This is a genomic window from Amycolatopsis acidicola, from assembly GCF_007713735.2.
Classification (GTDB): Bacteria; Actinomycetota; Actinomycetes; order Mycobacteriales; family Pseudonocardiaceae; genus Amycolatopsis_E; species Amycolatopsis_E acidicola.
Genome location: NZ_VMNW02000070.1, coordinates 18,102 through 39,086, shown reverse-complemented (window position 1 = coordinate 39,086; position 20,985 = coordinate 18,102). Strand labels below are relative to the sequence as shown.

Sequence of the window (20,985 nt, the reverse complement as noted above, 5' to 3'; positions counted from 1 at the left end):
GGTCAGCGGGGCGACATCCGGATGGCGCCGTCGAGCCTGATCGTCTCACCGTTGAGCATCGGGTTCTCCGCGATGTGCTTCGCCAGCGCGGCGTACTCCGCCGGGTCGCCGAGCCGCGACGGGTGCGGGACCTGCTCGCCCAGCGCCTTGATGACCTTCTCCGGCGCCGCCGCGAACAACGGGGTGTGGAACAGCCCGGGGGCGATGGTCACGACGCGGATCCGCAGGCTCGCGAGGTCACGCGCGATCGGCAGCGTCATGCCGACGATCCCGCCCTTGGACGCCGAGTACGCGGCCTGCCCGATCTGGCCCTCGAACGCCGCCACCGACGCGGTGTTGATGATGACGCCGCGCTCCTCGCCCACCGGGTCGGCCTTCGAGATGCGCTCGGCGGCGAGGCGGATCACGTTGAACGTGCCGATCAGGTTGACGGTGACGACCTTGGTGAAGTCGGGCAGCGGGAACGGGCCCTCCTTGCCGACGGTCTTGAACGCGTTGCCGATCCCGGCGCAGTTGACCGCGATCCGCAGCTGGCCCAGCTCGGCGGCCTTGTCCAGCGCCGCGGTCACCTGCTCTTCGTCGGTCACGTCGGCCGCGGCGAACACCACGCCGTCGCCGAGTTCCTTCGCCACCGCTTCGCCTTCCGATGAAGGCAGGTCCACGATCACGACCTTCGCGCCCGCGCCGTGCAGCGCCCGCACCGTGGCCAGTCCCAGGCCGGACGCCCCACCGGTCACCAGCGCGACCGTGTCCTCGATCTTCATTCAGCACTCCTCACCATCGCGGCGAGGCGACCCTGGATCAGCTCGCCCGCCTCCGTCACGATCCTCGAAATCAGCTCGGCCACGGTGGGGATGTCGTGGATGATCCCCTGCACCAGGCCGGCGGTCCAGATGCCGAGGTCGAGGTCCCCGGTCTCGAACACCTTGCGCCCGCGCGCGCCGGCGACGAGCTCGCGCACGTCCTCGAACTGGCCGCCCTTGTCCAGCACCGAAACGACCTCACCGCTGATCGCGTTGCGCGCGACCCGCGCGGTGTTGCGCAACGGGCGGAAGATCAGGTCGGTGTCCCGCTCGGTGGCCTCGACGAGCCGCTGCTTGACCGAGTCGTGCACCGGCGCCTCGGCGGTGGCCATGAACCGGGTGCCCATGTTGATCCCGTCCGCGCCCAGCGCCAGCGCCGCGACCAGGCCGCGTGCGTCACCGAACCCGCCCGAGGCGATCATCGGGATGGTGATCTTCCCGGCCGCGGCCGGGATCAGCACCAGGCCCGGGATGTCGTCCTCGCCGGGATGCCCGGCGCATTCGAACCCGTCGATCGAGATGCCGTCCACGCCCAGCTCCTGCGCCTTCACCGCGTGGCGCACGCTGGTGCACTTGTGCAGCACCTTCACCCCGCCCGCGCGGAACGCCGGCAGATGCTCGGCCGGGTTGAAACCGGCCGTCTCCACGACCGGGATCCCGGAATCGACGATCACGTCGCGATATTCGGCATACGGCGGCGGGTTGATCGAGGGCAGGATGGTCAGGTTGACGCCGAACGGTTTGTCCGTCAGCTCCCGGCACCGCGCGATCTCCTTGGCGAGATCCTCAGGCGTCGGCTGGGTCAGCGCGGTGATGAAACCGAGCCCACCCGCGTTCGCGACGGCGGCGACCAGGCCGGCCCGGCCGACCCACTGCATCCCGCCTTGCACGATCGGATGCTCGACCCCGAACACCTCACAGAACCGCGTGCGCACCATTGCTCACGTCCCTCTCCGTCTGCGGCAGTTGCGGTCAGAATACTGAGCGATCGCTAAATAGACGAGTGACCCAGGTCTCGCGCTCGGTCATCTTGACAGGAAGACGCCTACTTAGCGATCGTTAAATAGAACCCCGAGGAGGTCCGCTATGTCCAGCGCCGTCATCGTCGACGCGATCCGCACCCCGTCCGGCAAGGGCAAGCCCGGCGGTCAGCTTTCCGAACTGCATCCGGCCGAGCTGCTCAGCCGCACGCTCCGAGCGCTCACCGAACGCACCGGCCTGGATCCCGCGCTGGTGGACGACGTGATCGGCGGGTGTGTCAGCCAGGCGGGCGAGCAGGCACTGAACATCACCCGCAACGCGGTGCTCGGCGCGGGCTTCCCCGAGGCCGTGCCGGCCACGACGATCGACAGGCAGTGCGGTTCGAGCCAGCAGGCGGCCCATTTCGCCGCGCAGGGCGTCATCTCGGGCGCCTACGACGTGGTGATCGCGTGCGGCGTCGAGTCGATGAGCCGGGTGCCGATGGGCACGCCGAACCTCGGCAAGAACGCCGCGGGCCCGGCCGTCGCCGCCCGCTACCCGGAGGGCCTGGTCAACCAGGGTGTGTCGGCGGAGCTGATCTCGGCCCGCTGGAAGTTCGGCCGCGACGAGCTGGACGAGTTCTCGGCGCGCTCGCACGCGCGGGCCGCGGCGACGGCCGCCTCGGGCGGGTTCGACGCGGAGATCCTGCCGATCACCGTGAACGGCGCGACGCTGACCGTGGACGAGACCGTTCGGGCGGGCACGACCGCGGAGAAACTGGGCGGGCTCAAGGCTTCGTTCCAGGACGAGCGTCTCGCGCGGCGGTTCCCCGAAATCGACTGGAAGATCACCCCGGGTAACTCCTCCCCGCTCACCGATGGCGCCTCCGCCGTGCTGATCATGAGCGAGGAGAAGGCGAACGCGCTGGGCCTGCGGCCGAAGGCGCGGTTCCACAGCTTCGCGGTGACCGGCAGTGACCCGCTGTTGATGCTGACCGGCGTCATCCCCGCCACGCAGAAGCTGCTCGCGCGCGCCGGGGTGTCGATCGAGGACATCGACGCCTACGAGGTGAACGAGGCCTTCGCCCCGGTTCCCCTGGTGTGGCAACGGGAAATCGGCGCCGACCCCGAGAAGCTCAATCCGCGCGGCGGCGCGATCGCGCTGGGTCACCCGCTCGGCGCCTCCGGCACCCGCCTGCTGACCACGCTGGTCAACCACCTCGAAGCCACCGGCGGCCGCTACGGCCTGCAGACCATGTGCGAGGGCGGCGGCATGGCCAACGCGACCCTCATCGAACGTCTCTAGGGAGCCCCTACATGCAGCGCACTTTGTACACCAGCGACCACGAGACCTATCGCGAAGCGGTGCGGGAGTTCGTGGTCCGCGAGGTGGAACCGCAGATCGAGCGGTGGGAGTCCGAACGGCTCATCGACCGTCCGGTGTGGCTCGCCGGGGGCAAGCAGGGCATCATCGGGCTGAGCATCCCCGAGGAGCTCGGCGGCGGCGGGCAGGACGACTACCGCTACCAGTCCGTCGTGATCGAGGAGTTCGCCAAGGTCGGCGCCGCCTCGCTGATCTCCAGCTTTTCCTTGCAGGACAACATCATCGTGCCCTACGTCAAGGAGCTGAGCACCCCGGAGCAGGCGAAGCGCTGGCTGCCGGGGATGGCGTCCGGCGAGCTGATCGGCGCGATCGCGATGACCGAGCCGGGCGCGGGCAGCGACCTGCAGGGCGTGCGCACCACCGCGCGGCGCGACGGGGACGAGTGGGTGATCAACGGGCAGAAGACGTTCATCACCAACGGAATCACCGCCGACCTGGTCATCGTGGTGGCCCGCACCGACCCGGACGCCGGTTCGCGCGGGTTCAGCCTGATCGTGGTGGAGACCGGCACGCCCGGGTTCACCCGCGGCCGCAAGCTCGACAAGGTCGGCCTGCACGCCCAGGACACCGCCGAACTGTTCTTCGACAACGTCCGCGTGCCCGTCACCAACCTGCTCGGCGAAGAGGGCCGCGGGTTCGTGCACCTGATGGAACGGCTTCCGCTGGAGCGCCTGTCCATCGCCACTTCGGCGCTCGCCGGCGCGGAGGCCGTGTACGCCGCGACGCGGAAGTACTGCTTCGAGCGCAAGGCTTTCGGCCGCCCGATCGGGGATTTCCAGAACACCCGGTTCCAGCTCGCCGAGATCGCCACCGAGCTGGACGTGACGCGCGCGTACCACGACCAGTCCGTCCTGGCACTGAACGCGGGCGAGCTGACCGCGGTGGACGCGGCGAAGGCCAAGTGGTGGGCCACCGAGGTGCAGAAGCGCGTGGTGGACCGGTGCGTGCAGCTGCACGGCGGGTACGGCTACATGCTCGAATACCCGGTCGCGAAGGCGTTCATCGACTCCCGCATCCAGACGATCTACGGCGGCACCACGGAGATCATGAAGGAGATCATCGGGCGCGACATCGCCAAGGCGGAGGGCTGACATGGGCGGGTTCTCCCTTGACGGCGGCGTCCTGCGGATCACGCTGGACCGGCCGGAGTCGCTCAACTCGTTCACCGGCGAACTGCTGAACGAGGTCGCCGGGATCATCGAAACCCACGGCCAGGACGAGAACGTCCGGGTCATCGTGCTCACCGGGGCGGGGCGGGCGTTCAGTTCCGGCGCCGATCTCGCCGAGGTGAACAGCACCCAGGACGTCGGCGAGGAGACCCTCGACACCGCGAACCGGCTGATCCGCGCGATCCGCGCGGTGCCGAAACCGGTCGTCGCAGCCGTCAACGGGCTCGCGGCCGGGGTCGGCTGCTCGGTCGCCCTCGCCGCGGATCTGACCGTGGCCAAGGAATCCGCGTACTTCCTGCTCGCCTTCGCGGGCGTGGGGCTGATGCCCGACGGTGGCGCCACCGCGCTGGTGCCCGCCGCCGTCGGGCGTGCCCGCGCGGTGCGGATGGCGATGCTCGGTGAACGCATCGGTGCCCGCCAGGCCGAAGACTGGGGCCTCATCACGCAGGCTGTCCCGGACGAGGAGTTCCAGGACACTGTGGACAGTCTGGTCGCGAAGCTCGCGACTGGGCCGACTGTCGCCTACGCTCAGACGAAACGCGCGTTCAACGCGACTGTGCTGGCCGGTCTGGAGACCGCGCTGGAAGCCGAGCGCGAAGGGCAGACAGCCCTGTTCCGCACCGCCGATTTCGCCGAGGGCACCGCCGCCTTCCGGGAGAAGCGGCGACCGAATTTCCAGGGCAAATAGCCCCTCGTAAGGAGCGATCATGACCACCCGGACCGCACTCGTCACGGGCGCCTCAAGGGGCATCGGCCTCGAAATCGCCCGGCGGCTGGCCGGCGAAGGCTACGCACTGACCATCGCGGCGCGGCGCGAGCCCGGTCTGCTGGAGGCCGCGGCCTCATTGCGGGACGCGGGTGCCGAGGTGAACCCCGTCGTGGCCAACCTCGCGAAGGAGGCCGACGTCGAGCAGCTTGTCGCCGTGCACGGCGACACGTACGGCTCGCTGGACATGCTCGTGCTCAACGGTGGCGTCGGCGCGGAGGGCTCCGCCGCGGAACTGCCGATGAAGAGCTACGACCTGGTGTTGAACGTCAACCTGCGCGCGCAGTTCCTGCTCATCCAGAAAACCCTTCCGCTGCTTCGGAAATCGGCCGCGGCGAACCCCCGGCACGGCGCCAAGATCGTCGCTCTCGCGTCGATCACGGGCGTCGCGGGCGAGTCCGGCCTGTCGGCTTACGGGGCGAGCAAGGCGGGGCTGATCTCCTTGTGCGAGACGGTCACGCTCGAGGAGTCGCGCAACGGCGTGACAGCGACAGCGCTTTCCCCGGGTTACGTGGACACGGACATGACGGCGTGGAAGCGCGACAGCCTGTCCCGCGAGGCGATGCTGACCACCGGCGACGTGGCCGAACTGGTACTCACCGTCTCGCGCCTGTCCGCGCACGCCGTGGTGCCGAACATCGTGCTGACGCGCGCGGGAGAGCAGATCTGGCGGGCTTGAGCCGGGAACACCCGACGACCACACACAGCGCGCCCCGCGCGCGTCCGTTGCTGCCGCAACGCAACCCGAGCCCGCAACGCGACTCAAACCGAAATCAGACCGAAAGCGCCGCCACAGGCTCGGGATGGCACAGGCTGCACGCCGAAAACCCCTCGTCCCGGGCCTCGTCGAGAGTGAGTTCCTCGGACTCGACCTCGGCGACCTTCTCGCACTCGGGCGTGTGATAGCGACGACGACCAGGCAGGACCACCACCAGCGCAGGCTCCTCGACCTCCGGCTCCGGCTCCACCTCATCGTCCACTTCGGACTCGACAGACTCGGCGGACTCGACAGACTCCACGGACTCAGCGGACTCAGCGGCGTCGGCACTCCGGGCCGAGCGCCGACGCCGCCACCAGCCGAACACCACCACGGCCAGCCCCACCACGCTGAGACCGAAAGCGATATCCACCAGCACCATCTCGTCGATGACGACCCCGGTGACCAGGCTAGCCATCGAAAGGACGATCAGGATCAGGACGAGCATCGTCCACCTCCTCGGGTTCCTTGCGTTTCCTTGTGTACGAGGACAATGTGTCCAGGTTCCGCGGTTTCGGGCTGAAGAACACCAGCACGTCGATCACCACGCTGGGCACCAGGATCACCAGCGCCACGACGAGCACCGCCGCCGTGGGCAGATTGCTGCCCTTGCCCGTGGCGACGATCGCGACGACGAGGACCAGCAGGCTCACAGCAACCGGACGACGGCCACGACGAGGAACACCGCGGCGATCGCGTAGCAGCCGTACACGCCGCGCCGGAGCACGGCGGTTCGGTGGTAACGGCCGTCTTCACTGAGCACCTCCAGGTTCCGGTTGCCCCACCAAGCGACCGCCGCGAGCACGGCCGCGCCGCACACCAGCGCGACGGAGATCACGGCTTGGCCGTGTCGTCGGGTGTGTCCGGGGCGGCGGGACGGTAGGCGTCGGCGTAGGTGATCGAGTCGGCCTTCATCTCGTCGCCGAGCCACGAGTTCCACACGGCCAGCCGCCGCTCGTCGAGCAGCGTGTTCTTGAGCTGGTCGCGCACCTCGTCGAGCGAAAGTTGTTTCTGCGGCTGGATTTCCTGCACCTGCCCGACGTTCCAGCCGTCCTGTGTCTGCACGGGGCCGAAGAACGCGCCGGACGGGACACCGAACGCGGCCTTCGCGTAGCCGTCCTGCAGCTGGTTCGCCGCGAGGCTGCCCAGGTCTCCCCCGTTGGCCTTCGTCTGGCCGTCCAAGGAAATCTGGCTCGCCAGCCGGCCGAAGTCCGTGCCGGACCGCAGTTGCGAGAGCGCCTTGGCCGCGTCGTCCTGGGTGGCCACCACGATGTTGCGAAGGTGCCGCGTTTCCGGTTGCACCAGCTGCGCCTTGCGGTCGCTGTAGGCCTGGGTCACTTCGGCGTCGGCCGGTACCGGCACCCCGGCGGTCACCTGGTCGTACAGCTGCTGGTTCGCCAGCTGCCGTTTCACCTCGTCCAGTACGTCGGCCTCGGAGACGCCGTTCTGCCCGAGCTTCTGCACGAAAGCGTCGCGCCCCTGCGGGAAGTCCTGCGCGATCAGCTTGTCGAGCTGGTCCTCGGCGGCCTTCTGCGCGATGACGATGTTCTTCCCGGCGGCGGCGTGATCGAGCACGAGCCCGACCGCGACGGCCTTCGCGCTGGCGCGATTGAACTCGTCGGTCTTGCTGCCGTCGCTGGGCGCCTGCACGCCGTAGAGCGCGTTGAGCAGGTGCACGCGCCGCTGGTAATCCTGCTGGCTCACCGTGGTTCCCGCGGCGCGCAGCACCGCGCCGTCCGGCAGTGCGGTGACCCGGTCGATCACGATCTGCGTCGCCGAGCCCGCGAACACCAGCGCGAGCAGGCCACTCGCGAACATCCGGGTCCGCGCTCCGCCGGGCGTGAGCGACTTCCACGAAGGCATCCTCATGACGCCACCTCGACTTTCTCCAGCTTGCGAGGACGGGGACTCGGCTTGGGCAGCGCGCGGGGTCTCGGGGGCAGGGCCGCGGTGACCGTGACCGCCGCGAGCAGGGACAGCACGACCGTGCCGGCGAGCAGCGCGCCGAACTGACGTAGCAAGGAAATCTGCGAAACCAGCAGCACCAGATACCCGGCGGCCGCGAGCGCGCAGGTGACGCCGACCGCGCGAAGCAGCCACGGGCGCCGGGCTCGCCACGCGTCGGCGAGCAGGACGGTGAACTCGCACGCGGTCACCGTCGCCAGCGAGCCCAGGGCCACGGTGAGCGGGTTGAGCGTACCGCCGAGCAGCCACAACACGGCCAACCCCCAGCCCGTGGACACCACGGCGGCGAGCACGGCCCGGCCCGCGTCCCATCGGCGGCGCAACCCGATCAGCAGCACCAAGCCGGTCGCCGCGATCCCGGCGAGGTTGGCCACGTACCGGTCCGCGGACACGAGCTCGTACCCGCGCACGGCGGCGAGCGGCAGTCCCGCGAGTTCCGTCGTCAGCCCGGGCGGCGGCTTGGGCAGCGAAGTCTGCAGCGCCTGCACCAAAGCCGCCTGCTGCGCGACATCGTCCAGTTTCGCGCCGAAGATCATCACCGATTCCTCGCCGTCGGCGTGGACGAGCGCCGAGGTCAGGTACGACGGCAGGAGCTGCAGCGCGGCGTTGATCTGTTCCGCCGTCGGCTCCTTGCCGAGGAACCCGAGCAGATCAGGCAGGGTGAGCACCGGCCGCAACTGGTCGCCGTGCTCGACGATCAGCTTCTGCTCCACCTGGTTCAGCCAGGCGAGCCCGGCCGGGGTGCGCACGTCGCCGTGCACGACGAGCCCGATCTCGCTGGACGAGCCCAGTACGCCCTCGACGTACTGCGCGTCGTCCATCGCGGGCAGCCCCTGCGCGAGTTTTTCGGGCTGTGCCTCGACATTCATGCCCGGCAACGCGATCAGCCCCAGCGCCGCCACGGCCAGCGCGGCCACCAGCGCCGCGATCCGGCCCCAGCCCGGAAGCTTCGGCGGCTCCCACCGCGACACCGGCTGCGTGACGCTCACCCGCCGGTGCAAGGCCACCGCCAGCAGCATCGTCAGCACGATGCCCGAGGACAGCGCGATGCCCAGCTGCGACACGAAAGGCAAGGGGGACAACGTCAACGCCGCCGCGGCCGCCGCGCTGGACAGCCCGGTCACCACGATCCGGCGGCGTTCGACCGGCCGCTGCGCGAGATAGAGCGGATACCCGCACCCGAGGCCGAGCAGGATCGGCAGGAACGCCAGCACGCCGAGGGAAAGCGGTTTCCCGATCCAGCCGAACACCGCCAGCACGACCCCAGTCCCCGCCACCGCGACCGCCAGCGGCCACAGCCGCACCAGGCGTCGTCCCAGCCAGCGTGTCCACATCAGACAGAACCCGCACACGAGCAGCGCCAGCCCGCCCAGCAACGGAAGTTCGCCTCGTACCCCCTCGGCGAGGCTCGCCGTCAGCACCGGCGCACCGGTCACCGTCTGCTTGCGCGTGGTGAGCCCGGCCGACGACACGGAGTCGCGGACCGCGCTCACCAGCCGTTGCGTGCCTTCCTGGTCCAGGCCCTCACGCGGCCGCACGAGGATCGCGACGGCCGACGAGTCCGGGACCACGAACTGCCACTGCGGCCGCGGATTCTGCTGGTCGTCGAACACGACGTTGTTCACGAACTGCGGGTTCCGCAGGGTCGGCAACCCTGCCGGAAGTCCTTGCACCAGAAGGCTTCCGTAGCGCAGGTCGAACTCGCGCAGCGCGGCCTGGCCCGCGTCGGTCACCTGTTTCGCCGACTTGCCCGCGTCCTTGGCCTGCTGCTCGGCCTCGTTGCGCAGCGCGTCCCGCCTGCCTGCGATCTGCGCCAGCATGCCCTGCGCCGACGCCGCGACCTGGTTGAGCACCGTCGCCGGCCCGTACACCGCGGCGACGTCCGGGAGCTTGGCGAGTTTCCCTTCCAGGTCCAGCAGTTTCGGCAGCTGCCCGGAGTCGGTGAGCAGTTTGGTGGGCAGCTCGGACTCCAGCACCGCGACGATCGGGTCGCCGCCGAACGCCTTCGCCTTGTCCTCGATCGCGTCGACGACGGGATCGTGCTTCGGCAGGAACGACTCGGTGCTGGTGTCCAGGCGGACCCGGAACAGCCCGGCCACCACCCCGGTGGCCACGAGCGCGAGCAACAGGGCGGCTCCGGCCTGGCGGCCGGTCAGGTGGGGGACGCGGGGGCGGATCATTTCGAGTCCTGTTCCACGTGTGGGTAGGCGCCGGTGTAGATCGTCGGGTTGCCCGAAAGCCCGGGCAGCGGATACGGGTTGCTCTTGGTCAGCGGGCCCGCGTCGGTGGGCAGCGGCAGACCGGTCTTGACCATCTGCGCCGTCACGTTGACCGCCGCCAGCCGCAGCACGGTCAGCCCGTCCTCGGCCTTGTACGACCACACCGAGTTGAACCCGGCGAAGAACGCGGCGATGTCCTTCCCGTACGGCTCGAGATAGCGCAGCATCGGGTTCACGTCCTGCAGCACGCTGCGCACCGTCGGCGCCAGCTCCTGCAGGTCGTCACCCGCCGCCGGAACGCGCTGCAGCGTCGCGGGCGACTTGTCCAGCACGGTGTTCAGCGAGGGCAGCAACCCGCGCAAGTCCTGTGTGGACTGTGGCAGCTGGAGCAGCGCGGTGTTCAGCGCCGGCGCGGCGGCCTTGAGGTCGGCGGCGACCGGGGCGAGCGAACTCGAGAGCGTGCGGAACTTGTCCGCGGCCGTCTGCGTGCTGTCCAGCACGCCGGGCAGCTGCCGCATCGCGGACTCGACGGCCTGGCGCTGACCGGCCGTCGAATCGGTCAGCCGCCGGGCATCGGTGACCAGTGACGCGATCTGGCCCTGGCCGGTGTCGAGCGCGTTGAGCAACGTCGTCGACTGCGCCATCAGTGCCTTCAGGTCCTCCGACTGCGCCGCCAGCGCGTCCAGCGCCGTGTGCCCGTCGCGGCCGAGCTGCGCCAGGCCGGTCATCGTGCGGCCGATGTCGTCGGCGCTGTTCGTCGTGGCCTGCCCGAGCGAACGCAGGGTTCCGCCGAGCGCGTCGCGGGTCGGCTGGTCCAGGCTCGCCAGCACGTCGTGCAGCTGGACGCTCGGCTTGACGGCGGAGTCCGGCAGCGTCTTGCCGCTCGGGATCTCCGCGCCCGCGCCGTCGACGAGCCGCAGATAGGACTGGCCCGCCAACGACTTCTCGCTCACCTGAGCCGTCGCGCCCTCGTGCAGCGGCGCGGCGGAGCCGTCGAGTTCGAGGTCCACGCGGATCTTGTCGCCTTCGCGGGTCAGCGCGGTGACCTTGCCGCAGTTGATCCCGGCGACCTGAACGTCCGAAAAGGACACCAGGTTGTCCACGTCCGCGATCCGCACCGACACCCGGTACGTGCGGTCGGTGCTCAGCAGCGGCACGTTCGCGCCGGCCTGCGCGAGCAGGAAGGCCAGGAACACCACGCAGGCCAGCACGAACGCCAGCACGAGGGACACCCGCAGCAGCGCGGGGCGCGCACGCAGGTTCATCAGTTGCCTCCCTGCCGGTTCTTCGCCCAGTCGGGCACCTGGTCCGGCACGTAGCCGGTGCCGAGGGTGTCCACCTGCACGCCGAAGTTGCCGCGCGGGAAGACCCCGGTGTTGTCGCGGACGGAGAACACCGAGTTGGTGTTGTAGACGAAGCCCTGCAGCCCGCCGTCGAGCACGCCGACGATCTTGCTGGTCATTTCGTCGAGGCGCATCGTGGTCGGCCGCAGCGCGGTCATCGACGCGTCCAGGTTGTCCACCACCGGCCGCAGATCGGCGACCACCGGCTGCGCTTCCTGGACGACGGGCCGCGCCTGCTGCACGGTCTGGCCGAGCTGGCCGACCGTGCTCGTCATGCGCTGCAACGCGGGTGGCAGATCCGACGACGCCTTGTTCAGGTCGTCCAGCGTCGGGTTCAGCTGGGTGGTCAGGTTCCCGACCCCGTCCATCGCGTTCTTCAGGTCCGTGGCGAACCCGGGCAGATCGGCCAGCGACTTGCTCAGGTCGTCCTGCCTGCCTGCCAGCGCGGTCAGCGTCTGCTGGGTGGAGTCGATCATCTGGCCGAGCCGCTGGTCGTCCCCGCCGACCGAGGTCGCGATCTGGCTGAACGCGGTGACCAGCTGCCGGACCGTGTCCTGCCGGGTGCGGAGTGCCTGCACCACCGGCTGCAGCTTCACCAGCGTCCCGTCGGTCGCCTGGAGCCCACCCGGAAGCGTTTGCGGGGCGTTCGCCAGCGCGATGTCCGACTCGGACAGCAGGGTGGTGAGCGCGTTGCGGCTGCGGTCGTCGAGGTGGTCGAACACCTCGTCCGGCTGCACCGGCCGTTGCGTCCGCGAAAGCGGGATCACCCCGTTCGCCGGCAGCGGTTTCCCGGGCGGCCCACCAGGATTGACCTCGATGTACATCTCGTTGAGCGGGTTCTTCGGGCGCAGCACCAGTTCGGCGTTGTCGTAGATGGTGTGCCCGGGATCGAGCGCCATCTCGACCCGCGCGTGCCCGTCACGGGTGACCGACGCGGAGGTGATCTCCCCGACGCGGACGCCCGCGATGCGCACCTCCTGGTTGTTGCCGGGGCTGATCGCCGGGGCCTGGTCGAAGTCCGCGGCGAAGGAGTACCGGTCCGACCAGGGCGCGTGCATGTTGAGGTGGGACAGGATGATCCCGCCGGACACCAGGCCCAGCGCGATCACCAGGCCGACCGCCAGCACGTCACGGCCGAGCCCTGGCACGGTCCGCACGCGCTGCCACGTCTGACGCAGCTTCATTTCGGCGTCCCTCCCAGCTCACCGAGGTTCGCCATCAGGTCGTCGAGACCGCCGGGCAGGCCCCACACCGAACCCGGCCCGAACCCGGCCTGGATGCCGAGCGTGGTGCCATTGGCGTTGGTGCGCATCCCGTCCATGTCGAGGTTGGTGATCATGTGCGCGATCTCCTGGCCGAGGGTGGCGCCCGTGTTGCCGCCGCCGCGGTACGCGCCGGTGCCCACCCACTTTTCGTTGAGAGCGTTGACGACCGGGCCCTTGAGCCGGTCCAGCGGGGCGCCGTCGACGTCACCGAGCACGGCGGTGGTCTGTTCGCTGGTGGGCACGAGCTGGTCCACCAGCGGGCGCGCGTCGTGCAGGAGCGGGCGCAGGTCGGCCAGCAGGGGCCTTGCCTTGGCGAGCACCGGGCCGAGCTGGTCGAGCAGCGGCGCGGCCTGCTGGATCGCGGGGCGGAGCTTCGGCGCGGTGTCCGTGAGCCGGTCGAGGCTGCCGCCGAGGCCGGTCAGCCCGTTGCGCACCGAGGTCAACGTCGCCGGCAGCTCGTCGATCGTCCTGGCCAGCGGGTTCCGTTGCCGCGCCAGGGTGGCCGCGGTCGTGTTCGCACTGTCCACAACGGACTGGAGCTGGCCGTCGTTGCGGGTGAGCGCGTCGGCGATCGTGTCGACGTCGCGGACCAGCGAGGACAGATCCGTTTCCGGGCGGGTGCCGAGCATCGCGGAGAAGACGTCGCCGGTGGGCGTGAGGGTGCCGGGTGCGTCACGCACCAGGTTCTTCAGCGCGTCCCCGCCGCCCGCGGCGAGTGTCTGGTCGAGTTCCCTCGTGGTGCCCTGGATTCCCTGCTGCGCGCGGGGTGGCACCGCGGCCAGCACCTGGTCGAGCTCGACCGGCGTAGACGTGCGCTCGACGGGAATGGACTCGTCGGTGAAGCGCCCATTGCCGCCGCCGGGGGTCAGCTCGACGAAGTAGCGGCCGCCGAGGACGGTGGTCGGGCGGATCGCCGCGCTGGGCTGGGTGCCCAGTTTGCCGCGGACGTCGGAGCCGACCTTGAGCGTCACCGTGACGGCGCCCCCGCTGCCGGTTTCGATGTCCTCGACCGTGCCCACCGGGACCCCGGCGACCTTCACCTCGCTGTCGTTCGCCTGGAGCTTGTAGTCACGGGGGAACTGGACCTCGATCTCGTCGCCCGGCCGCAGCGCGGTCACGATCGCCTGCTTCTCGAACAGCACCGCGATCCCGGCCGCCAGCACGAGGATGAGGATCAGGCCCTGCCACACCGGCGGGATGGCCCGGATTCGTCGCATCATCAGTTCCTCCCGCCGAGCAGACCCGGTGCCGTGGCGCGGTCCTGCGGGTCCTGGCCCGGCGCCGGATAGGGGTTGCGCGGCACGGGGGTCATACCGTCCAAAGGCGACACTCCGGCCGTGAGCCCGGCGAGCCCGGGCAGCACCAGCTCGACGCGCATGTAGTGGCGATCGCCGGCGTGCCCGGCGAACACGAGACCGCCGTGGTAACCGAAGTCGCCGATTTCGGGCGCGTACGGGGCGAGCGTCTGCAGCAGCGAGCGCAGCGCGGGCAGGCCGTCGCCGAGGCGGATGACCAGCGGCCGCAGATCGGAGAACGTCTGCGTCAGGTTGTCCACGGCCGGGATCGCCTGGCCGGCCACCGCGGGCACCTTCCCCAGCGTCCCGGGCGCTTCACGAAGCACACCACGGAAGTCCGGCGTCGCGTCGCCGAGCGCCTTCGCGCCCGACCGCAGATCGGTGACCGCCTCGCGGGCGTCGGCGAGCGGCTGCGTCAGCGAGTCGGCGGCCGCGGTGCCGTGGCGAAGCAGGTCCGGCGCCTTGTCGAGCACCTGGGTGAGCGGCCCTCCCCCGTCGACGTCGACCGCCTGCAGCGTCTGGTCGAGCTGGGTCACCAGTGTCGACAAGTCGTTGTCCCGTCCGGAAAAACGCCCGGCGAGCCGGTCGGCGCTCGCGAGCAGCGCGGGCAGGTCGGCCTCCTTCGACGCCAGCGCCGTGGAGACCACGCCGGTGTCGTTCAGCAGACTGGGCAGCGCGCCGAGCAGGTCGTGCAGGTCCCGGCTGTGCCCGGCCATCCCGTCGCCCAGCTCGCGCACCGCGCTCGTGGTCGCCGCGCGGGTCGGGTCGTCGAGGACGTCGAACAGGCGTGAGATGTCCGAGGAGTTTTCGTTGGCCTGGGCCGGAATCACGCCGTCACCGAGCGGCGGCGCGGACGGGTCGCCCGGCAGCAGTTCGACGAACTTCTGGCTCAGCGCCGACTGGTCCCAGATCGCCGCGCGGGCGTTGCGGTAGACCGGCTGGGAACCGTCCAGCTCCATCGTCACCTGCGGCAGCCCGTTCACCTCTTCGACCGAGGCGACCCGGCCGATGCGCACGGAGTTCTGCCGGACGTCGGCGCCGGAGGTCAGGCTGCCGACGTCGCCGAACGCCGCGCGTACCACGGTTTTCGGCATACCGGGCAGGCCCTGGTCCGCGGTGAGCGAGATGTAGCTCGTCACCACGGCGAGCACCAGCACGACGACGCCGAGGTAGAAGGAGCGGCCTTGTTTGCGGGTGACCTTGGCCATCGTCACCGCCCCCCGCCGAGCAACTGTCCGAGCAACGACTTCTCCTGGTCCTGGGTCAGCCCGGTGGCGGTCAGCGGATCGGTGACCGGCGCCTGCTGGGTGGGTTGCGGTTCCTGTTGCCGCGGCGCGCTTTTCCCGCCACCGGGCCCGCCGGTGGCCTCCGCCTGCACGGTCTGCAAGAGCGGGGTCGGGGTGGCGACGAGCATCCCGCGGAAGTAGTGCGAGACGGAGTCGTAGCCGGTGCACGCCAGGCCCCAGCCGGTGACGGTCGCGAGCAGCCCGTCGAGGTTGTCGGCCAGTTCCTTGCCGAGCGGCACGGAAGCCTCGGACGCGGCGCGCAGGTCGACCATCGCCGGCTGCAACGACTTGACCAGCGGCGCGGCCTGGTCGAGCAGCGTCTTCGCGTGGTCGAGCACCGGCCGCGCCGCCGCCAGCGCCGGGTCGGCGGTGTCGGCGAAGGTCTTCAGCTCCTGGCTGATCGTGGTGAGGTTGTCGGTGACCGGGCGGATGTCGGCGAGCATCGGCGTGGTCTCGTTCGCGACCCCGGCGAGCTGTTGCACCGCGCGCCGCGCGCCGGCGAGGAAACCGGGCAGCTCGGTGAGGGTGGACTGCAGTGCCTCACGGTTCGAGGAGATCGTGGAAATCGTTGCGGTGAAGGAGGAAATGAGCTGGTCCAGGTTCTTGCCCTGGTTCGCCGCGAGCGAGTCCGCGACCGGCTTGACCCGGTCGAGCAGCTGGGTCAGCACGCTGTTCTGGTCGTTGAGCACACCGCTGAGCTGGTCGGTCTGCGTCATCACCGGCTGCAGCGCCTTGAGCGCGGCGTCGATGTCGCCGGCACGGCCGCCGGTGCCCTCGCCCATCGTCGTGACGAGCGTGGCGAGCGCCGTCGAGGTCGGGTCGTCGAGCGAGTTCAGGATCTGGTCGAGGTCCACCGAGGCGCTCGTGTGGTCCGAGCCGATGGCCGCGCCGGCCGGCAGCGCGGGCGCCGCGGCCGTCCCCGGGTCGAGTTCGACGTAACGCTCGCCGAGCAGGCTGACCGGGCGGACGGTGGCGCGGGCGTCGGTGTGCAGCGGGAGCACGCCCTTGTCCACGGACATGACGACGCGCGCCTGCCCGTGCTCCAGCGCGATGTCCGTGATCTCGCCGATCTTCATCCCGCGCAGGTTCACCGTGTTGCCGGGGATCAGCGGGGACGCGTCGGCGAACATCGCGACGACGGTCGCCTGGCCGCTGTCCTTCTTGTCCTGCCACACGAACACCCCGGTCACCGCGACGGCGGCGACCACGACCACCACGAGGGTGGCACGCAACCACGTCTTCATCGCATGCCCTCCCCGTTGGCGTCGGTCCACGGCTGCCCGCCCGCTTCACCAGGCTTCGGCGCGACCTGACGCGTGAAGCCCGGCAGCGAGTTGACCGGCAGAGAGTTGGCGCTCGTCGGGGAAAGCACGACGAGACCGCGGATGTAGTGGCCGACCGAGTCGTAAGCGGCGAAGACCGAACCCCAGTTCGCGAGGAACCCGGCGAGCTCCGGGGTGTACGGGCGCCAGTACTTCAGTGTCGGCGCCAACCCCTGCACCGCGGCGTTGAGGCCGGGCGCGGTGTTGTGCACGGCGTCGAGCAGGCCGGGCGTGTAGTCGAGCAGCGTGTTCGCGGAGTCGAGGGTGGGGCGCAGGTCCGCGATCGTCGGCCGCAAATCGGTCAGCAGCGGGCCGAGATCGTTCGCGACACCGGGAAGTTTGTCGGCGACCGGGCGCAGGTCGTCCAGCAGCGGCTGGGTCGCGTCCGCCGCGGCGGGCATCTTGTCCAGGCCCGTCTTGGCCGCCGACAACGTGGCCGGGAGCTGGCTGAGCGCCGAGGTGAGCTGTTCTTGCTGGTCCGCGGCGGTTTCCGCGACCGACGCGAGGTTGCGCACCGTACCGCTGAGCTGGTCCTGCCGCTGCGCGAGCGTCGAGGTCATCCCGTTCAATTTCGTGACCAGCTCGCGGATCGCGGGGCCGTCCTGGCCGATCGCGCCGAGCACCTCGCCCAGCGCTTCGACGGTCGGGCCCGCGGCGTGGATCGTCGCGTTCACGTCGTTCTGGCTGCCGGCGAGCGTGGTGTTGAGCTGCTGGACGAGCCCGCTGACGTGCTGGCGGGTCTGCGGGTCGAGCGCTTCGAGGAGGTCCTCGACGTTGACCTGCGGCCGCGCTTCGACGAGACCACCGGAGGGCACGGCGGGGTTCGTGGCCGGGCCGGGCTGGATCTCGATATTGCGCTCCCCCAGCACCGACCGCGTTTCCACCCACGCGGTGGATCCACTGTGGAGCGGGGCGTGCGTGTTGTCCAGCTTCACCGTGATGACGGCCTGGTTGTCCTTCGCCGCGATGTCCGCGACCTGCCCGACGTCGACACCGTTGACGCGCACCGGCGCGCCGCCGACGAGCCCGGCAGCGGATGGCATCACCAGTCGCACCTCGTAGCCGTCGTTTCCCTTGGGCCACAACGTGTATCCCGCGACCACGGCGATCACCACCGCGGCGGCGAGAGCGATCCGGAGGATTGTCCCGCGTTTCATCGTCAGTCCATCCCCAGTGGCCCGGCCGAGTCACCGGCGAGGAACTGCCGGACGAACGGGTCCTCGGAGGCGAAGGCCTCCTCGGTCGGTCCATAGTGGATCAGCTTGCCCTTCCAGATCAGCCCGACGTAGTCGGAAACCTTGCGGGCCGTCCGGATGTCGTGCGTCACCAGCACGTAGGTGCCGCCGTGCTCGGCGTGCATCTGCAGGATCAGGTCGTTGAGCAGGCTGGTGCGTACCGGGTCGAGCCCGGAGTCCGGCTCGTCGAAGAGCACGACCTCGGGGTTCATCACCAGCGCCCGCGCGAAACCGGCGCGTTTGCGCATCCCGCCGGAGATCGAGCCGGGCTCCTTGTTCTTGGCCGCTTCGAGACCGACCTCGCGCAACCGGCCCATCACGACTTCCTCGATCTCGGACTCGGTCATGCTGGTGTGCTTGCGCAGCGGGAACGCCACGTTGTCGTACACGTCCATCGAGCCGAACAGCGCGCCGTCCTGGAACAGCACCCCGAACCGCTTGCGCAGCTCGTAGCGGTCGTCCTCGCTGGCCTTCCAGATGTCGTCGCCGAACACCATGACCTCACCGGCATCCGGTTCGAGCAGGCCCACGATGTGCTTGAGCAGCACGCTCTTCCCGGTACCGGAAGGGCCGAGCACTGTGGTGATGGCGTTGTTGGCGAAGCTGAGGTTCAGCCCGCGCAGGATGTCGAACGAGCCGAACGACTTGTACACCTCGCGGATCTCGACCGTGGGCGCGCCAGGGTCCCGCACCGGCGGGATCGGCTGGGTCGCGGTGGCTTCCCCGAGCATGGGACCTCCGAAGGGAAAAGTGGGCATGTCAGTTACCGATGGGAGCGTTGGGGAAGCCGCCCCAGAACAGCTGCTGGCAGATCATCCCGACGACGCTGATCAGCACCATGTTCACCAGCATCGACTTGGCGGTGTTGAGGCCGACCCCGACCGGCCCGCCGCGCGCGTTGAACCCGTAGTAGCAGGCCACCAGCACGATCAGCGTTCCGGCGATCATGGTCCACAGCAAGGAGAACAGGATGTCCAGCGGGCTCTGGAAGGCCCACAGCACGGCGGAGAACCCGCCCTCGGAGACGGTGCCGAGCACCGGCACCAGCATCAGGTACGAGGCGACGTACATCAGGCCGAGTCCCACCAGGTACAGGAACGGCATCGCGATCCACGCGGCCAGCACCCTGGTGCCGACCAGATAGGGCTTCGGCCGGATCCCCATCACCTGCAGCGCGTCGATCTCCTCGGTGATGCGCATCGACCCGAGCTCGGCCACGATGCCGCAGCCGACCTTCGCGGCGAGGATCCAGCCCCACATCTCCGGGGCGCAGGTGCGCAGCCCGCCGAGCGCGGGGAACACCGCGACCAGCCCCTGCGCGCCGAACTGCCGGCTGATGTAGTGCCCCTCGACGGCGAACACGCCGCCGATCACGAACTCCATCGCCCAGATCACCAGGCCGCTGGAGAGCACCAGGATTCCCGCCTGCCGCAACACTTCCGACACATACAGCCGGGTCTTCCCCACGCTCCGCACGGCGCTCGCGGAGAACCGCACCACGTCGGCGGTGTTGCCGAGGAACCCGGCCACCCTGCCGGTCTGCAAGCTCGTCATCGGATCCTCTTCCTCAGCGCACCGTCTGCATCTCGGGGTTGAGCCCGAGCATGATGGAGCTGAACGCGAAATCGACCAGCCAGATGACCACGAACGAGATGACCACGGCCTGGTTCACCGCGCGCCCGACGCCGATCGCGCCACCCTGCGCGGTGAAACCCTTGTAGGAGCAGACAACGCCGATCACCAGACCGAACACGGCGCTCTTGATGAAGCTGCCCCACACCTCCACCGGCGTCAGATTCGCGTACAGCGTGGAAAAGTACTCGCCGCCGGAGACCCCGCCGAAGACGATGATGCCGAACAGTCCGGAAAGGACGGCGATCATGATCGCGACCATGTTCAGCAGCGCGGTCATGAACACCGCGGACACCACCCGCGGCAGCACCAGTTCGCGCACCGGGTCCATGCCCAGCACCTTCAGCGCGTCCAGCTCCTCGCGCACCCGGCGGGCGCCGAGATCGGCGGCGAGCGCGGCGCCGATGATGCCGGCCACGACCATGGAGTTGATCCACGGCGAGAACTCCCGCACGCTCGCGATGAAGAAGTACTGCCCGTACCGGTTGTTCGCGCCGATCAGGGTGGTGAAGTTGATGCCGAGGATCGCGACCATCACGCCGAAGGTGAACACCGCGAGGATCATCGGGAACCAGCACAGCTTCAGCAGCGTGTACATCTCGTCGCGCACCGCGCGCCAGTACCCGACCGGGCGCCGGATCGCGCTCCAGACGACTTCGCCGAGCAGCTGGGCCATCGCGCCGGCCTGTTCCAGCAGGCCGAACACCCCGCCGGGGAGTTTGCCGGCCAGCGGCGGTGTTTCGAAGACCGGCGGCGGGCCGGTGGGCCGGTCGGCGAGCACCGCCGCCGAGCCCAGGCCCGAGCCGGCGGAATCGCCACCCTCGCCCGGCCACGCCGGCCGCCCTTGCGACTCACGCATTTCGTCTCCCCGTTGAGGCGTTCGCGGCGGTTCGTCAACCTATTGCCATTAGTTTAAGCACAGGCGAGAGACCGACGTCAAGTCCACAGTGGTCAATAAAAACTAACGGTTTTCGGCCGGAACTTTCCCGGCGTCGGCCATCAGCGAAGCGAGCGCGCGCTCGGCGCGGTGCTGCAACGCCCTGGTGGCCCCTTCGGAACGGCCGAGCAGCGCGGCTGTTTCGGCGACCGAATAGCCGTGGATTCTTCGCAGCAGCAAGCAGTTCCGTTGTTCCCCGGTGAGTTCGCCCAGCCGGTCGCAGACGAGGTCCAGCTCCATCGCGGCCAGCACCCGAACCTCCGGGCCGGCGGCCGTGCCGTCGAGGTCGAACACCTCGGGCACCGAGGTCTCCCGGCGCGCCCGGCCCGATTTCCGGTAGTCCAGCGTGAGGTTGCGGGCGATCGTGACCAGCCAGGCGCCGAGATCCCGGCCCTGGTAGCGCACCGTCCGGATCGCCTGCAGGGCACGGACGAACGTCTCGCTGGTGAGATCCTCGGCCGTGGCCCGGTCGAACTGCCTGCTCACGAAGAAACCGATCAGCGAGGAATGGTAGCGCCGGTAGATTTCGCCGAACATCGGAAGGTCGCCGCCCTGCACCGCGTGCACGAGTTCCCAGGAGTCATCACACACGGACATCGAACCCTCCTCAATGGACTTCTCGGGACGAGAAATACCGGCGCCACCACA

At 69.6% G+C, this 20,985-nt stretch carries 21 protein-coding genes; 4 read left to right on the top strand and 17 right to left on the bottom strand.

Annotated elements, in window-relative coordinates; genetic code table 11:
• Positions 1-2: 2 nt before the first annotated feature.
• Together FPZ12_RS33250 and FPZ12_RS33245 are read right to left on the bottom strand one after the other, a co-directional pair.
• Positions 3-764 carry a 3-hydroxyacyl-CoA dehydrogenase gene (locus FPZ12_RS33250; protein WP_144749965.1) on the bottom strand — a complete coding sequence of 254 codons (762 nt, stop codon included), beginning with the start codon at positions 762-764 and terminating at the stop codon, positions 3-5.
• Positions 761-1,741: an NAD(P)H-dependent flavin oxidoreductase gene (locus FPZ12_RS33245; protein WP_144749963.1), complete on the bottom strand. Its 981-nt coding sequence runs from the start codon at positions 1,739-1,741 to the stop codon at positions 761-763. The genes FPZ12_RS33250 and FPZ12_RS33245 overlap by 4 nt, the downstream gene beginning before the upstream one ends.
• A gap of 148 nt (positions 1,742-1,889) precedes the next feature.
• On the opposite strand from FPZ12_RS33245, the gene FPZ12_RS33240 reads away from it, so the two are divergent.
• From FPZ12_RS33240 to FPZ12_RS33225, 4 genes are read left to right on the top strand one after another with little or no spacing between them, the layout of a single operon-like run.
• Entirely contained in the window at positions 1,890-3,068 is a 1,179-nt protein-coding gene (locus tag FPZ12_RS33240; RefSeq protein ID WP_144749961.1) for a thiolase family protein, read from the top strand.
• Between the two features lie 11 nt (positions 3,069-3,079).
• Positions 3,080-4,237, top strand: coding sequence for an acyl-CoA dehydrogenase family protein (locus FPZ12_RS33235; protein ID WP_144749959.1), 1,158 nt, complete (start codon positions 3,080-3,082; stop codon positions 4,235-4,237).
• A 1-nt stretch (position 4,238) separates the two neighbouring features.
• Positions 4,239-5,003, top strand: a complete 765-nt coding sequence (locus FPZ12_RS33230; protein WP_144749957.1) for an enoyl-CoA hydratase — start codon at positions 4,239-4,241, stop codon at positions 5,001-5,003.
• Between the two features lie 19 nt (positions 5,004-5,022).
• Positions 5,023-5,760 (top strand): SDR family NAD(P)-dependent oxidoreductase, encoded by a 738-nt coding sequence (locus FPZ12_RS33225; RefSeq protein ID WP_144749954.1) that lies wholly within the window; start codon positions 5,023-5,025, stop codon positions 5,758-5,760.
• Between the two features lie 94 nt (positions 5,761-5,854).
• On the opposite strand, the gene FPZ12_RS33220 is transcribed toward FPZ12_RS33225, so the two are convergent.
• The 15 genes from FPZ12_RS33220 to FPZ12_RS33150 all read right to left on the bottom strand — a co-directional run bounded on the left by FPZ12_RS33220 (position 5,855) and on the right by FPZ12_RS33150 (position 20,934).
• Positions 5,855-6,286, bottom strand: coding sequence for a hypothetical protein (locus FPZ12_RS33220; protein WP_144749953.1), 432 nt, complete (start codon positions 6,284-6,286; stop codon positions 5,855-5,857).
• Positions 6,249-6,491, bottom strand: a complete 243-nt coding sequence (locus FPZ12_RS33215) for a hypothetical protein (protein ID WP_144749951.1) — start codon at positions 6,489-6,491, stop codon at positions 6,249-6,251. Before FPZ12_RS33215 ends, FPZ12_RS33220 begins: the two co-directional genes overlap by 38 nt.
• On the bottom strand, positions 6,488-6,676 hold the full coding sequence (locus FPZ12_RS33210) for a hypothetical protein (RefSeq protein ID WP_144749949.1): 189 nt from the start codon (positions 6,674-6,676) through the stop codon (positions 6,488-6,490). Before FPZ12_RS33210 ends, FPZ12_RS33215 begins: the two co-directional genes overlap by 4 nt.
• Positions 6,673-7,707 carry a peptidylprolyl isomerase gene (locus FPZ12_RS33205; protein ID WP_144749947.1) on the bottom strand — a complete coding sequence of 345 codons (1,035 nt, stop codon included), beginning with the start codon at positions 7,705-7,707 and terminating at the stop codon, positions 6,673-6,675. Before FPZ12_RS33205 ends, FPZ12_RS33210 begins: the two co-directional genes overlap by 4 nt.
• Positions 7,704-9,983 (bottom strand): MMPL family transporter, encoded by a 2,280-nt coding sequence (locus FPZ12_RS33200; protein WP_144749945.1) that lies wholly within the window; start codon positions 9,981-9,983, stop codon positions 7,704-7,706. The genes FPZ12_RS33205 and FPZ12_RS33200 overlap by 4 nt, the downstream gene beginning before the upstream one ends.
• Complete coding sequence (locus tag FPZ12_RS33195) at positions 9,980-11,287, bottom strand: MlaD family protein (protein ID WP_144749943.1); 1,308 nt, start codon at positions 11,285-11,287, stop codon at positions 9,980-9,982. Before FPZ12_RS33195 ends, FPZ12_RS33200 begins: the two co-directional genes overlap by 4 nt.
• On the bottom strand, positions 11,287-12,549 hold the full coding sequence (locus FPZ12_RS33190) for an MCE family protein (RefSeq protein ID WP_144749941.1): 1,263 nt from the start codon (positions 12,547-12,549) through the stop codon (positions 11,287-11,289). The genes FPZ12_RS33195 and FPZ12_RS33190 overlap by 1 nt, the downstream gene beginning before the upstream one ends.
• The gene (locus FPZ12_RS33185; protein WP_144749939.1) at positions 12,546-13,850 is read right to left on the bottom strand and encodes an MlaD family protein; all 1,305 of its coding nucleotides are present in this window, start codon (positions 13,848-13,850) and stop codon (positions 12,546-12,548) included. Before FPZ12_RS33185 ends, FPZ12_RS33190 begins: the two co-directional genes overlap by 4 nt.
• Positions 13,850-15,133, bottom strand: a complete 1,284-nt coding sequence (locus FPZ12_RS33180; protein WP_243770161.1) for an MlaD family protein — start codon at positions 15,131-15,133, stop codon at positions 13,850-13,852. The genes FPZ12_RS33185 and FPZ12_RS33180 overlap by 1 nt, the downstream gene beginning before the upstream one ends.
• Positions 15,134-15,135: 2 nt before the next feature.
• Positions 15,136-16,455 (bottom strand): MlaD family protein, encoded by a 1,320-nt coding sequence (locus FPZ12_RS33175; protein ID WP_144749935.1) that lies wholly within the window; start codon positions 16,453-16,455, stop codon positions 15,136-15,138.
• Complete coding sequence (locus FPZ12_RS33170) at positions 16,452-17,690, bottom strand: MlaD family protein (protein ID WP_144749933.1); 1,239 nt, start codon at positions 17,688-17,690, stop codon at positions 16,452-16,454. The genes FPZ12_RS33175 and FPZ12_RS33170 overlap by 4 nt, the downstream gene beginning before the upstream one ends.
• 2 nt (positions 17,691-17,692) lie before the next feature.
• Positions 17,693-18,499, bottom strand: a complete 807-nt coding sequence (locus FPZ12_RS33165; RefSeq protein WP_144749931.1) for an ABC transporter ATP-binding protein — start codon at positions 18,497-18,499, stop codon at positions 17,693-17,695.
• A 28-nt stretch (positions 18,500-18,527) separates the two neighbouring features.
• The gene (locus tag FPZ12_RS33160) at positions 18,528-19,322 is read right to left on the bottom strand and encodes an ABC transporter permease (protein ID WP_144749929.1); all 795 of its coding nucleotides are present in this window, start codon (positions 19,320-19,322) and stop codon (positions 18,528-18,530) included.
• Between the two features lie 13 nt (positions 19,323-19,335).
• Positions 19,336-20,259 (bottom strand): MlaE family ABC transporter permease, encoded by a 924-nt coding sequence (locus tag FPZ12_RS33155; protein ID WP_144749927.1) that lies wholly within the window; start codon positions 20,257-20,259, stop codon positions 19,336-19,338.
• A gap of 102 nt (positions 20,260-20,361) precedes the next feature.
• Positions 20,362-20,934, bottom strand: a complete 573-nt coding sequence (locus FPZ12_RS33150) for an RNA polymerase sigma factor (RefSeq protein ID WP_144749925.1) — start codon at positions 20,932-20,934, stop codon at positions 20,362-20,364.
• Positions 20,935-20,985: the final 51 nt, after the last annotated feature.

Coding starts and splice junctions, on each gene's coding strand:
- FPZ12_RS33240 (WP_144749961.1), top strand. CDS start 1,890: ATGTCCAGCGCCGTCATCGTCGACGCGATCCGCACCCCGTCCGGCAAG.
- FPZ12_RS33205 (WP_144749947.1), bottom strand. CDS start 7,707: ATGAGGATGCCTTCGTGGAAGTCGCTCACGCCCGGCGGAGCGCGGACC.
- FPZ12_RS33175 (WP_144749935.1), bottom strand. CDS start 16,455: ATGAAGACGTGGTTGCGTGCCACCCTCGTGGTGGTCGTGGTCGCCGCC.
- FPZ12_RS33185 (WP_144749939.1), bottom strand. CDS start 13,850: ATGATGCGACGAATCCGGGCCATCCCGCCGGTGTGGCAGGGCCTGATC.
- FPZ12_RS33190 (WP_144749941.1), bottom strand. CDS start 12,549: ATGAAGCTGCGTCAGACGTGGCAGCGCGTGCGGACCGTGCCAGGGCTC.
- FPZ12_RS33160 (WP_144749929.1), bottom strand. CDS start 19,322: ATGACGAGCTTGCAGACCGGCAGGGTGGCCGGGTTCCTCGGCAACACC.
- FPZ12_RS33155 (WP_144749927.1), bottom strand. CDS start 20,259: ATGCGTGAGTCGCAAGGGCGGCCGGCGTGGCCGGGCGAGGGTGGCGAT.
- FPZ12_RS33245 (WP_144749963.1), bottom strand. CDS start 1,741: ATGGTGCGCACGCGGTTCTGTGAGGTGTTCGGGGTCGAGCATCCGATC.
- FPZ12_RS33220 (WP_144749953.1), bottom strand. CDS start 6,286: ATGCTCGTCCTGATCCTGATCGTCCTTTCGATGGCTAGCCTGGTCACC.
- FPZ12_RS33165 (WP_144749931.1), bottom strand. CDS start 18,499: ATGCTCGGGGAAGCCACCGCGACCCAGCCGATCCCGCCGGTGCGGGAC.
- FPZ12_RS33225 (WP_144749954.1), top strand. CDS start 5,023: ATGACCACCCGGACCGCACTCGTCACGGGCGCCTCAAGGGGCATCGGC.
- FPZ12_RS33235 (WP_144749959.1), top strand. CDS start 3,080: ATGCAGCGCACTTTGTACACCAGCGACCACGAGACCTATCGCGAAGCG.
- FPZ12_RS33150 (WP_144749925.1), bottom strand. CDS start 20,934: ATGTCCGTGTGTGATGACTCCTGGGAACTCGTGCACGCGGTGCAGGGC.
- FPZ12_RS33195 (WP_144749943.1), bottom strand. CDS start 11,287: ATGAACCTGCGTGCGCGCCCCGCGCTGCTGCGGGTGTCCCTCGTGCTG.
- FPZ12_RS33180 (WP_243770161.1), bottom strand. CDS start 15,133: ATGGCCAAGGTCACCCGCAAACAAGGCCGCTCCTTCTACCTCGGCGTC.
- FPZ12_RS33230 (WP_144749957.1), top strand. CDS start 4,239: ATGGGCGGGTTCTCCCTTGACGGCGGCGTCCTGCGGATCACGCTGGAC.
- FPZ12_RS33250 (WP_144749965.1), bottom strand. CDS start 764: ATGAAGATCGAGGACACGGTCGCGCTGGTGACCGGTGGGGCGTCCGGC.
- FPZ12_RS33170 (WP_144749933.1), bottom strand. CDS start 17,690: ATGAAACGCGGGACAATCCTCCGGATCGCTCTCGCCGCCGCGGTGGTG.
- FPZ12_RS33200 (WP_144749945.1), bottom strand. CDS start 9,983: ATGATCCGCCCCCGCGTCCCCCACCTGACCGGCCGCCAGGCCGGAGCC.